Origin of the sequence: Nocardiopsis sp. NPDC006139, from assembly GCF_040614155.1 — a bacterium.
Lineage (GTDB): Bacteria > Actinomycetota > Actinomycetes > Streptosporangiales > Streptosporangiaceae > Nocardiopsis > Nocardiopsis changdeensis.
Genome location: NZ_JBEXTT010000011.1, coordinates 34,477 through 46,919 on the forward strand (window position 1 = coordinate 34,477; position 12,443 = coordinate 46,919).

Genomic DNA, 12,443 nt, shown 5'->3' on the forward strand with positions numbered 1-12,443 from the left:
ACGCAGGTCCGGGTGATTGGGAAGGCGCCTCATGGCACAGGCTCGGGTTCCATTCCTCCTTGGGCATGCCGAGATCGCCTTCCTCTACCGGGTCGAGCGCCAGACTTCACAGAAGTGGCGGTCGGAGGGCACACTCGGTGAGCCCGATCTGATCGCCTCAGGCAACCCCTATTGGCTGCTGGATACCGTCCTGGAGCTCAATGCCGAGGGCGACCGTCCCGTCGACCGGGAGCGCCTGGCGGCTTACAAAGCTAAGATCCCGGGCGGTTACGTCCTTCACGACCAGGACCAGCTTCCGGTCATTCTTGGCATTCAGGAAGTCGGTCGTGTTCTAGGCAGGGACGCCCAGGCGGTCTCCCGGTGGCGCAACCGACAGCGCATCGCCGAGCCTGACCTGGTTCTCTCCGGGTCTCCGCTCTGGCTCCTTGAGACCGTCATCGATGACGCGCACCAACGGCAACGTGACCTCGTCTCCTCTGAGGTCTCTGTACTTCGCGCAGGTCAACGTTCTCCTCAGAAACCTCGGGGACGCAGAACGGCTCCTACAGTCACTAGGCCGTCACGCGAGTCACTGCCAGCGGCACGGACCTTCACCTCGACCGATGAGGCCGCGGCAGCTGAGTTCCTAACGTCCGTTTTGGCCAAGGGCTACTCCGTCGTCATCAAGCCTCAGCGCTAGACCACCGGTTCTGCTGAAGCTGATGCCGTCCCTGGCCTCCGCGTGATGACCGGTCTTCCCAATCTCAATGGTGAGAGTAACACTTGATCTCACATCAAGTCATCCATATTGTCTCTCACATGGCATCCAGGCAGTACACCCCAGGAACCCCCCGAAGTTCCACTCCGACCGATCCCGGTTCCCGAGCCCCCGCTGAGCGACAGGACCCCACCTGGAGGAAGGTGGTCTCCTACGGGGGTGGGGTGCAATCAACAGCTCTGCTCGTACTGGCGGCGCGCGGAGAGATCGACTTCAGGACCTTCCTGTTCGCCAACGTGGGCGACGACAGCGAGCACCCGGCAACGCTCTCCTACGTGCGGGAGATCGCCGTGCCCTACGCCGCCGGTGCCGGAATCGAGATCCAGGAACTCACGCGGCATCGCCGCGACGGATCGACTGAGACGCTCATGCAGCGTCTGAACCAGCCGGATACGAGGTCCATCCCCATCCCGGTACGTATGGCCAACGGCGCGCCAGGTCGACGCAACTGCACCGCGGACTTCAAGATCAAGGTGATCGGGCGGTGGCTGCGGGAACACGGGGCCACGGCGGAAAACCCGGCGACTGTCGGCATCGGCATCTCACTTGATGAGATCCATCGAGCCAACCGCCGGCACAAGGAGCTCTACGAGGAGATCGAGTACCCCTTGCTCGACCTCAAGCTCCGCCGAGACGATTGCGAGAAGATCATCGCCGACGCGGACCTACCTGTTCCACCTAAGAGTTCGTGCTTTTTCTGCCCGTTCAAGACGGTCGGATCGTGGCGTCAACAGCGACTGGAAGAACCCGAGCTGTTCGCCAAGTCTGTGCGCCTCGAGAGAGTCATCAATGAACGTCGGCGCTGGCTCGGCCGTGACGAGGTCTTCCTAAGCAGGTACGGGCGCCCCCTTGATGAGGCTATCGTCGTAGCGGATCCACAAGTTGTGGATGACGAGACCACGGCCTGTGACTCGGGGTGGTGTATGACATGAGCGGACCTGAAGCTTCATAACGCTCCCCCTCCCCTCGGAGAAAGGTTCGCCATGGGCCAGCTCGGTACAGGGGTGTACCAACATGGTCTAAACCCCGAGTAGCTAGGGGAACCGGCCGTACAGCGGCGTACGAGGCCGCGAGACCCGAGGGCTGAAGAGCTCGGTGCGTGGTACCACCTTGTACCAAGGTGGTACCACGCACCGAGCCACAAGATCCGCATCTTTCCTCAGTGGAGAGGGCGAAACAGTTTGGCTTTCCTTACCTCTTAACCCTGCTCTTCATTTGCTGCCTTCTCCATAATGGCACGCGCCCACCGGCGCGATTTTCCGAATCGCTCGGCAAGCCTTCTCTCTGAAAGTGGGCTGCCGATGCGCACGCTCTCCTGGTAGGCATGGATTGCTTGTTGGTTGATGTCCGTCATCTCAGGAGCTGTCTCTGGCCTCTGGTGGGTGTTCGAGCGAACCAGCCACATCAGCATCTCGTAACACCCCACCAAGGCCACAGCTGGCCAGGCCGCCACGATGGACCCAACGAGCCCATTTCTCCATCCATGAGCGACGTTCGCCGCCAGCGTGGCAGTGATTCCCACCCACAATAGGAGCCAGGCCAGCCATGGGGCTTTGATCCCGGCCCGGGCGGAGTGGAGAATCACCATTGATGCGGCGTACACCAGCCCGTCGATGGTCAAAGGGATCATGATCGCGGTGATGCCACTCTCACCGTATTCGGTGACTACCGCGTAGGCGTGCCGGTAGGACACGATCGCAGCAATGATCGCGACACCGCAGACGACAACTTTGGTTGTTCCTCGGATCAAGCGATCGGTCGTGTGTTCTTCTTTGCCGTCGTCAGCTTCCAGGGGCCACCTCGCCTTCCTCTACTTCAAGGGCAAGGAAGCCGGGGAGGGTAGCCGTGACAGCACTGTCCGCTGTAGTTCGGGCAGCGTTGGAATAGCACGGGGAGGAAGCTATCGAGTCCCGGTTGCCTCGGGTGTGACAGGGCTCAGGTCTCCGTGGCTCACCGCGCTGGACATGCCGATCGTCAAGACAGGTCGGCAACCAAGGTGAGGGGATCTGCCCGAGACTTGTCTGTAGGGGTTGCCGACGGGGTTCTGTGGGTTTCGTGCAATGCAGCCCATGCAGCGGCCCAAAGCCATCCGGCGCTGATCATCTGACACCGGTCATGGGACTCGCGCCGGCTCCTACGGCATGGGGGACCGGAGTGTGCTGAGACCTCGGAAGCTGCTTCGGAGACGGGTTCCGGCGGCGTGGCGAATACGTGGCGAAGGGCGGTCACGGCAGGGTCGATGCAGTGCCGCCCACCTGCTACGGATCAGAAGGTTGGGGGTTCGAATCCTCCCGAGTGCGCCACCATGAGACAGTGGCATTGCGGCCCTGAACAGCGGAAACGCGGTTCGGGGTCGTTCTGTGTGCGGCGTCGGCGCACGTACGGCTCCGGCATGGGAGCCAAGTCGACTCCAGGCCGTGCCAGCTCTGAGCTGCGGTTATTCCTGTGAGCTCTGGTGGGAGCCAACCGTTTCAGATGTTCAGCCGACTTTCGTCGGATTGCGATTACCGTATCCACGTCCCCAGAACACCGCCCTCTGACCCAAAGGTGGGGATCAGGCCGTCAGCAGGCCCTTCAAGGTCGATTCCCCACCCAGGAGCGGAAAAACTCCGTGCGGAGGATGTCCTCACCCGGCGCAGGGCAGCGACCGCCTGTGTCCGGACCGACGCTGAACCACCCGAGGGTTGCATGTGGACGGTCCTGGCGGTTCAGCGGCCTTTATGCGTTGACACGACGGCCCGGGAGTCGGCATCGTCCGGGCGTGCCGCCTGACCGGGCGCTCCCGCCACCCACCCGCCCAAGGTGGCGACCGAACTGCGGGCTGCCGCACCAGGGCAGGTGTTCATCTCCGGCATGACTCGGCCCAGAGGCCCTCGGCGCGGTGAGTGCCCCCATACCTGCGTGGTCATCGGCATCTTCGCACGGTACGTGGCGGCGCACGCGGTGGAGCGGGCCGACCAGGGTACGGCGACGACCCCCAAGAAAATGTCCCAACTGCTGTCGGCCCTGGGGAGCGAGCGGTCGCACTAGCGGCTGAAGACCTCCAACGACAACCCTTACTCCGAGCGCAGTCCTAAACCCTCGAGTACTACGCATTGGACTACCCGCGCGAGTTCGCGTCGTTGGAGCACACCCGTGAGCGGACGGAGGGTCTCATGGCCTACTGCAACCAGGAGCACCGCTATTCAGGGATCGGCTACCTCACTCCGGCGTCGGTGTACTTCGGTACCGATGGCCAGGTCCGTTACAGCGGGCACGGACTCAGGCCGAGGCTTATGCGGTTCATCCGGAGAGGTTCTCACTGTGAACGGAGCCACCGTGGCTGCCCGAGACGGTGTGGATCAACGCCTCGGCCCGCCGCAACACGTCACAGATCGTTTGACCAGTTCAACGTCTCATTTGACCTGACATTCTCTGTCGTCCCCTGGGTCAAACCGCCCAGTCCGCTGCCCGGTTCGCACATGACTGGGCTGGCAGGCGCGGCCTGGCCTTGCACGTCCTGGTCCCGCCGCCTGTCCCGGCCGGGGCGCAGGGGAGCGGGTGGTGAACACCCGGCTGGTCGCCGAGCGCCTGGCGCTGCGCGGGCTGCCCCCGCACACCGTGGCCGGCTTGGTCGGCATCCACCCCGCGACCTGACCGAGGACACCGCCCGGGATCTGTCCGACCTGCCCGTCACCGCGGTGATCGCGATCGCCCGCCACCTGGATGTGGACCCCGCCGACCTCGTGGACGACCTCACCCCCGCCCCCGGACGCCGGGTGCTGGCCGCGTTGGCCAACGCCCCGGTCCCGCTCACCCCCGACCAGCTCGCCCACGCCCTGGACACCGACCCCGCAACGGTGCGCGCGATCCTGGAGCAGGCGGCTGGCGACCCCGACGCGGGCTTCCCGGTGGTGGCTGCACTGGTCCGACACCGGGCGCAAGATCGTGTGCCTGTCCTCGGCCGAATGCTGCAACGAGGTCGGCCGCCATCCCAACGACACGCCCGGGGAGGCCCCGTGGTCGTGCGAGTTCGTCGCTGGCCACCCGGGAGTGCACAAGTGGCAGATGGAGGGCTTCAACCCGATCTCGCCCCCCTGACGAGACCCCGCATCTACCGACGTCTTCACTGCACTCAACAACCTGGCTACTGGCCGGATACGGTAATCCCCGCCCGCACCGCGGGCGGGCCCTCTAACGTGGCGGTCATGCGTTCGCTTGCCCCCCGCCAGTGGACCGGCATCGCCCTCGCGGCCGCGGCGCTGCCCGCGCTCACCGCCACCGTATGGCCCCTGTTCCCGTTCCTGTGGGGCTTGCTGCCTGCGGGGTTGCCTGTTGGGCGCATCGTTCTAGGTGCGGTCCTGGTGATCGTGCTGGTGATCGCCGTGGTGCTGGTCCGCGCCCAGCGGCGAATCTCGGTTCGGCTGTGGTGGCTGATCCTCGGCGCGTGGGTGGTGGCCATCGGAGCCGTGGCCGGGATGGTGGTGCTCATCTGGCTCGTCCTGGGCACCCCAGGTATCGACCTGCCTGCCGAACTGTCCCCGCGCGCCTTGGATGCGATCGCGACGCGGGCCTTCGCCGTCGTGGCCGGTCTGGGTGGTGTCGCTCTGCTGGTGATCCACTACAGGCGCCAGCGCACCACCGAAGCCGACGCGGTCCGGGCCGAAGCGGCCAACGTTCGTGCCGAGCTGGCGGCTGAACGTGAGGTCGCGAAGCTGTTCACCGACACTTTCGACAGCGCCAGTGACAAGCTCGGCAGTGAGCACGCCGCCGTGCGCCTGGCCGGAGTCCATGCCCTGGCCCGGCTGGCAGACGACGCACCCTCCGAGGAGGAGGTGCAGATGGTCATCGACGTCTTGTGCGCCTACCTGCGTATGCCCTACACACCTCGCCCTGCCGAGCCCTCCGGGCAGTCAGACTTCTCCGTCTTTCCAACGGTGCCCTCGACCACAGCCGTCGACCTCGGACGGCTCCGCAGCACCGAACACGAGGACACCCAACGCGAGAAGCAGAAGGTGACCCAAGAGGAGTACCGAAAGCGGGTTCTGGAGTTCGAGTCGTTTCAACAAGTGCGCCACACCATCATCCGCATCATCGGCAACCGCCTCCGTGAGGACACTCGCTGGCGCGGCAAGGACTACGACTTCACCGGCGTCGTCTTCGACGGCGGCGACCTGTACGGAGTCCACTTCAGCGGTGGGAGGGTGTCCTTTGCCGGGGCCGTGTTCATCGGCGGGACGGTCGACTTCGACGGAGCCAAGTTCACCGACGGCACGGTGTCTTTCCTCGGAGCCAAGTTCAGTGCTGAAAGGGTGTCCTTTGCCGGGGCCGTGTTCACCGGCGGACTGGTCAACTTTCATCGTGCCCTGTTCACCGATGGGAGGGTGTCCTTCACCGGGGCCGTGTTCACCGGTGGGACGGTCGACTTCAGCGGGGCTGAGTTCACCGGTGGGACGATCGACTTCCTCGGAGCTGCGTTCACCGACGGGATGGTGGACTTCCTCGGAGCCAAGTTTGCCGACGGGTGGGTGGACTTCAGCGGGGCTGAGTTCACCGCCGGGATGGTGTCCTTCAACGGAGTCGAGTTCACGGGCGGGTGGGTGGACTTCGGTGGGGCCGTGTTCACCGCCAGGACGATGGACTTCAGCGGGACCAAGTTCGCCGCTGGGACGGTGTCCTTCGAGGACGCCTCAGGCACATTCCCCAGCAGTCTCCTGAAGGCAATGGAGCGCGGAAAGCCCGGGGTGGTGTTGCCTGAGCAGTGGCAGCCGAACCCGATCGAAGGCGGGGAAGAGCCTGACCAGGAGAGCGCAGATGGCTCATCTGAACACTGACATTTCCACTCGTCTCCCACTGTCATGTTCGCTGCGCCCAACAATCACCCAGCAGCGCCCTTGCGCGGTACCAGTTCCGCGACCGCCTGGGCCGACTCGTGGAACAGCTCCGGAAGGACGCTGGTGTACACATCCAGGGTCGTGGAGACACGGGAGTGGCCCAGCGTTTCCTGCACGACCTTGACATGGGTGCCCGCCGCCAGCAGCAGTGTCGCCGCCCCATGGCGCAGATCGTGCAACCGGATCGGCGGCAGACCCGCCCGGGCGGTGAGCTCACGAAAACGCCGCAGCACCCGGTCGGGACGCAACGCGGCTCCCAGCTCGGTGGTGAACACCAGCCCCGAGTCCTGCCACGCCGCACCCGCGCGGGCCTTCCAACACGCTTGACGCTCACGGTGGCGCTGCAGGGCCTCGACGGTGACCTCGTCCAACGCCAGCGTCCGCCTGCTGTGGGCGGTCTTGAGCCTAGCCCACACCGGTTCCCCCTTCAGCAGGACGAGCTGCTGCCAGATCTCGGCGGTGCGCTGGCGAAGATCGATGTCGAACCAGCTCAACCCGCACGCCTCACCACGCCGCGGCCCCCGGTAGGCGATCAGCTGGAACAGCGCCTCCAGCGGATCATCGCGCACATGGTCCAGGAACGCCCCGGTCTGCGCCGGCGTCCAGACCATGACCGGCCCGGGCACCTCGCCGGTGACCACCCAGCGGCGCACCCGCGCATCGGTCCAGATCTGCGGCCTCTGGTGCTCGGACCTGGGAACGCTGACGTGTGAGGCGGGGTTGAACGCGATCATCTGCCGCGCCCTGGCCGCGTTCAAAGCGCTGCGCAGCACACTGACGATGGCCCGCTTGGTGGTGGGGCCGGCGTGGCGGCGGTAGTGGAAACGCTTACACAGCGCCGGGTCCCTGGTTGTGCGCGCCAGGGCGATGAGCTCGTTCTCCTCCTCGATGAGTTCGAGCATGTCCTGCACGTGGTCCACGCGCAGCCGGTCGATCCGGTACCGGCCCAGGTGAGGTTTGAGGTAGAGGCGGATGTGGGTCTCATAACCCAGGAAGGTGCTGGGTGCCAGGTGGGGGCGCTTGGAGGGAAGCCAGTGGTCCAACCATGCGTCCAGGGTGGGGGCCGGGGCCAGGGGCTGGCAGCGCAGGTAGCGCTCCCGCACCGTCTCGATATCCGGCAGCTCCGCACCGTTGTCCAGGGCGTGCACCACCACGGCGGCGACCTCTCGGCGGCCCGCGTCGTCGTCGCGGTCGGGGACCGCAAGCAGACACTGTGCGGCAGCCCCCATCTGGTGGGCCTCGTCCCTGCTCGGGTAGCCGCCGCGCTTGAGGTAGGTGTGTCTTCCGGTGTCTGACGAGGGTCGGGGCAGCGGGATGGAGAAGTACCAGGACCCGTGACCGGTGTCACCAATGTGGCGGCACCTCTTGCCCAGCCGCCGGTACCGGGGCTCACCGCAGTGGTCGAGCGCCGGTTTTCCTTCCACTCCCAGGATCTGTTCTCTGCACGAACACCGCTTGAACAGACGAACGGCCACCCGAACACCCTTCGCTTTAGTCTTCTGTCCCGCGAAAAGGTGATACCCGATCTCAAAGCAGGGGGAAATCGGATGTACAGGCCTCGTTCGCGATGCCGACTGATCAAGGCGCACAGAACAGCGCACATGCGGGTAAAAGGTTTCCCTATCGGTCAAGGAAAAGTATTTCCGGGTGCGCTTTCCCCGCTTTACCGTAGGGCCGTTGGAGTGCAAGAACGCCGCTCGGACCCACACGATGGGACGTGAGCACACGCGCCCGCTGAAAACAGAGCGGATCCGAGGCACAGCGCGCCGTACGGCCGGAGCGCGCGTGCGGACATCATCCGCACCGCGCATTCGGTCACTGGCTCTCACCGTTCCCCGAGTCCTCCAGACGATGCTGGCCGGTAGGCCGGTAGCGGATCTCGTTGCGGTTCTCGCCCACGCGCACCAGGTGGATCCGCACGCACCGGTCTCGCACTGGACCGGCCCGTTGAGAGGGAACACGCGCCGCTCATTGGTCAGGCCAGAGGGGTAGGCCGGGCGTCGTGGCCTGCCGGTATGCCAGAGCTCAGATACTCCGGATTTTCCCCGACCCACCTCCCGAACGCGGGTCGACGCGTGATGAGGACGTGTTGAGATACTGACGCATCCCGGGAACATGTTAGGTTTATTCAGAATTCTTAACACGTGGTGCGGATATGTCGAAGGAGTTGACACGTGCCCTGGAGCCCCGACGTTCCCTTCAACGATCTGCCCCCGCTGCCGCCGGCCGACCTCGACCTTGAGCCCAAGCCCGTGCTCAAGTCGACCATCGAAGCCCGAACGGCACTGGCCACACTCGCCCAAGCCAGCCGACTGCTGCCGAACCCCAACATCCTGATCCACGCCGTTCCGCTGCTCGAGGCGCAAGCCAGCTCCGAGATCGAGAACATCGTGACCACCGCCGATGAGCTGTTCAAGCACGCAGACTCCGGCGGGGGAGACCACGCCACCAAGGAGGCACTGCGCTACCGCAGCGCACTGTTCGCCGGAGTCGAATCGATCAGGAACCGGCCGCTCACGTCTGCGACAGCCATCCGAATCTGCTCCGAGTTGCAGGGCAGGGAGATGACCATTCGTGCGGTGGCCGGCACGCGCATCGCGAACCCGACCACACGGCAGGTTGTGTACGCCCCACCTGAGGGCGTCGACCTCATTCGCGAGAAGCTGTCGGCCTGGGAGCGGTTCGTTCACGCTGAGGACGATCTTGATCCGCTGGTGCGTATGGCGGTGGCCCATTACCAGTTCGAGGCGATCCACCCCTTCCACGACGGTAACGGACGCACCGGCCGCGTCATCAACATCCTGATGCTGATCGGGGCCGGTCTGCTGCACGACCCGATCCTCTATCTCTCACGCGCCATCATCGCCCGCAAGAACGACTACTACCGGCTCCTGCGAGCCGTGACGGCTGACGGTGCCTGGATCGAATGGGTCCTCTACATGCTCGACGTTGTTCGTGACTCTGCGGTGTCGACGACGCGAAAGATCGGAGCCATCCGCAGATGTCAGGAGGACATCGCCGAGCGGGCTCGCGCCGCGACCCCGGGTGGTCGGGACGCACGGTTCTTGGCCGTGCTGTTCGAGCAGCCCTACTGCCGCATCAACACTGTCGTCGACCGATGCGAGGTCACGCGCCAGACCGCGTCGTCCTGGCTGCACGCCCTGGTCGAGGCGGGGCTTCTCCGCGATGTCAAGGCCGGTCGTGAACGCCTCTTCGTGAACCATGAGTTCCTGGACGTGTTGACGCGCCCCGAGTGAGCTGACACAAGCCACGATCGGCGATCATGGTCGAGCAAGTTGTCCGCGAACGCCTGTTTGTCGAGCCCGGCGGGGAGCCTTGTTGTCCGTTGGAGGGGCAGGTGCGTGGTCACCGCCGATCCGATTCTGTCGATCGTCCTACTTGACAGAGGAGTCGTCCGGGTTCGTAGGTGGTCCCGTCCCAGACTCGCATCCCGATTCCTTCCCACGCGCGGCACGCTACTTGTCAGATACCCCATGGGGGTATATGTTGGGCGGCATGAACACGACGCCCCCTGATCACAACGCACACTCCGGTCACGGGCACCACGGCGCGGCCCACGACGACGCGTCCGTGGAGACTGCGGCACGGTCCGCCACCGGCCACAGTGAGCATGCCGACCACCACGGTCACGGAGAGCACGCGGGTCACGGCGGGCATGCCGGTCACGGAGGGCACGCGGGTCACGGTGACCACGTGGGGCAGTTCCGGCGGTTGTTCTGGGTCATGCTGGCCATGGCGGTGCCCACGGTCGGCCTGAGCATGATGTTCGCGTCCATCCTCGGATACACGGTTCCGGACGTGCCCGGCGTGGAATGGGTCTCCCCGGTGCTGGGCACCGTGATGTACCTCTGGGGCGGCTGGCCCTTCCTGTCCGGCGCGGTCAGCGAGGTCCGGGCGCTCAAGCCCGGCATGATGCTGCTGATCGCCCTGGCCATCACCGTGGCGTTCTTCTCTTCGTGGGGCGCGAGCCTGGGCCTGCTCTCCCACGAGTTGGACTTCTGGTGGGAACTGGCCCTGCTGGTGGTGATCATGCTCCTGGGCCACTGGATCGAGATGCGCTCCCTGGCCCAGACCTCCTCCGCGCTGGAGTCCCTGGCCGCGCTGCTGCCCGACGAGGCGGAAAAGATCGTCGGTGACGAGGTCGTCACCGTCGCCCCCGCGGATCTGGTCCTCGGGGACATGGTCATCGTCCGCCCCGGCGGCCGGGTTCCGGCCGACGGCCAGGTCACCGAGGGCACCGCCGACGTCGACGAGTCGATGATCACCGGTGAGTCCCGTCCTGTCAGCAGGGGCCCCGGTGACCAGGTCGTCGCCGGAACCGTCGCCACGGACACGGCACTGCGGGTGCGGATCACCGCTGTCGGCGAGGACACCGCCCTCGCGGGCATCCAACGACTGGTCGCCGACGCCCAGAACTCGTCCTCGCGCGCTCAGCGGCTGGCGGACAGGGCCGCCGCCTGGCTGTTCTGGTTCGCGCTGGTCGCGGCGGGCATCACCCTGGCCGCCTGGTCGGTCTTCGGACTGCCCGAGGACGCCCTGATCCGCACCATCACCGTCCTGGTCATCGCCTGCCCGCACGCTCTCGGGCTGGCCATCCCGCTGGTGGTCTCGATCGCCACCGAACGCGCCGCCAAGGGCGGCGTGCTGATCAAGGACCGCATGGCGCTGGAGAGCATGCGCACCGCTGACACCGTCCTTTTCGACAAGACCGGCACCCTGACCAAGGGCGAGCCCACCGTCACCCACGTCGCCCCCGGTGAGGGACTCGGCGAGGACGAGGTCCTGGCCCTGGCCGCCGCGGTGGAGGTCGACAGCGAGCACCCCCTGGCCAAGGCCATCGTGGCCGCCGCCCGCCACCGTGGCGTCGACATCCCCCGGGCGAGTGACTTCAAGGCGTCCACCGCCGTGGGCGTGGCCGGAACCGTCCGGGGCACGCGGATCAGCGTGGGGGGACCCGGGATGCTGGAGGCGAACGGCGCCGCCGAGATGGTCATCGCGCAGACCTGGAAGGCCCAGGGCGCGATCATCCTGCACGTGTTGGCCGATGGTGAGGTCATCGGGGCGCTCGCGCTGGCCGACGAGGTCCGCGAGGAGTCCAGGCGGGCCGTGAAGGCCCTGCACGCCCTGGACATCAGGGTCGTGATGATCACCGGAGACGCCGAGGCCGTCGCCAACGCCGTCGCCGCCGACCTGGGCATCGACCAGGTCTTCGCCGGGGTGCGGCCCGAGGACAAGGGCGCCAAGGTCGCCGAACTCCAGAGGCAGGGGCGCAAGGTCGTCATGGTGGGGGACGGCGTCAACGACGCTCCCGCTCTGGCCCAGGCCGACGTCGGCCTGGCGATCGGCGCCGGCACCGACGTGGCGATCGCCTCGGCCGGGGTGATCCTGGCCAGCGACGACCCCCGGTCCGTGCTCTCGGTCATCGAGCTCTCCCGGGCCGGTTACCGGAAGATGCAGCAGAACCTGTGGTGGGCGGCGGGGTACAACCTGCTGTCGGTGCCGCTTGCGGCCGGGGTGCTCGCCCCCGTCGGGTTCGTGCTGCCGATGGCCATCGGCGCGGTGCTGATGTCTCTGTCCACGGTCGTGGTCGCGCTGAACGCACAGCTGCTGCGTCGGCTCGACCTGACACCGGAGGCCAGCACGGCCGCCGTCCTTCGGGCAGCCGGTACCCCCCGCGACGCGGCTCGCGTGTAGGGCCGGAGAAGGCCCGGGGGCTCTGAGGGGACCGCCGACGCACGGGTGCCGTTCACCGCTTCGGCGGCGACCGGCACCCGTGCTCTGGCACGCAAGGC

8 protein-coding genes are annotated in these 12,443 nt (G+C 66.1%); 6 read left to right on the plus strand and 2 right to left on the minus strand.

What is annotated here, in order from left to right; genetic code table 11:
• Positions 1-31: 31 nt before the first annotated feature.
• Together ABZ249_RS16370 and ABZ249_RS16375 are read left to right on the plus strand one after the other, a co-directional pair.
• The gene (locus tag ABZ249_RS16370; RefSeq protein WP_355263057.1) at positions 32-679 is read left to right on the plus strand and encodes a hypothetical protein; all 648 of its coding nucleotides are present in this window, start codon (positions 32-34) and stop codon (positions 677-679) included.
• A gap of 221 nt (positions 680-900) precedes the next feature.
• Positions 901-1,689, plus strand: coding sequence for a phosphoadenosine phosphosulfate reductase (locus ABZ249_RS16375; protein ID WP_355263060.1), 789 nt, complete (start codon positions 901-903; stop codon positions 1,687-1,689).
• 266 nt (positions 1,690-1,955) lie between these two features.
• Here the strand turns inward: ABZ249_RS16375 and ABZ249_RS16380 are convergent, their stop codons facing one another.
• On the minus strand, positions 1,956-2,507 hold the full coding sequence (locus ABZ249_RS16380) for a DUF2637 domain-containing protein (RefSeq protein ID WP_355263063.1): 552 nt from the start codon (positions 2,505-2,507) through the stop codon (positions 1,956-1,958).
• Between the two features lie 1,151 nt (positions 2,508-3,658).
• On the opposite strand from ABZ249_RS16380, the gene ABZ249_RS16385 reads away from it, so the two are divergent.
• Positions 3,659-3,787, plus strand: coding sequence for a hypothetical protein (locus tag ABZ249_RS16385; protein WP_355263066.1), 129 nt, complete (start codon positions 3,659-3,661; stop codon positions 3,785-3,787).
• 1,157 nt (positions 3,788-4,944) lie between these two features.
• The gene (locus ABZ249_RS16390; RefSeq protein WP_355263069.1) at positions 4,945-6,570 is read left to right on the plus strand and encodes a pentapeptide repeat-containing protein; all 1,626 of its coding nucleotides are present in this window, start codon (positions 4,945-4,947) and stop codon (positions 6,568-6,570) included.
• A gap of 44 nt (positions 6,571-6,614) precedes the next feature.
• Here the strand turns inward: ABZ249_RS16390 and ABZ249_RS16395 are convergent, their stop codons facing one another.
• On the minus strand, positions 6,615-8,054 hold the full coding sequence (locus ABZ249_RS16395) for a site-specific integrase (protein WP_355263072.1): 1,440 nt from the start codon (positions 8,052-8,054) through the stop codon (positions 6,615-6,617).
• 750 nt (positions 8,055-8,804) lie between these two features.
• Between ABZ249_RS16395 and ABZ249_RS16400 the strand changes: the two genes are divergently transcribed.
• Positions 8,805-9,887: a Fic/DOC family N-terminal domain-containing protein gene (locus tag ABZ249_RS16400; protein ID WP_355263075.1), complete on the plus strand. Its 1,083-nt coding sequence runs from the start codon at positions 8,805-8,807 to the stop codon at positions 9,885-9,887.
• Positions 9,888-10,146: 259 nt separating this feature from the next.
• Positions 10,147-12,345 (plus strand): heavy metal translocating P-type ATPase, encoded by a 2,199-nt coding sequence (locus ABZ249_RS16405; RefSeq protein WP_355263078.1) that lies wholly within the window; start codon positions 10,147-10,149, stop codon positions 12,343-12,345.
• The last annotated feature ends 98 nt before the right edge of the window (positions 12,346-12,443 follow it).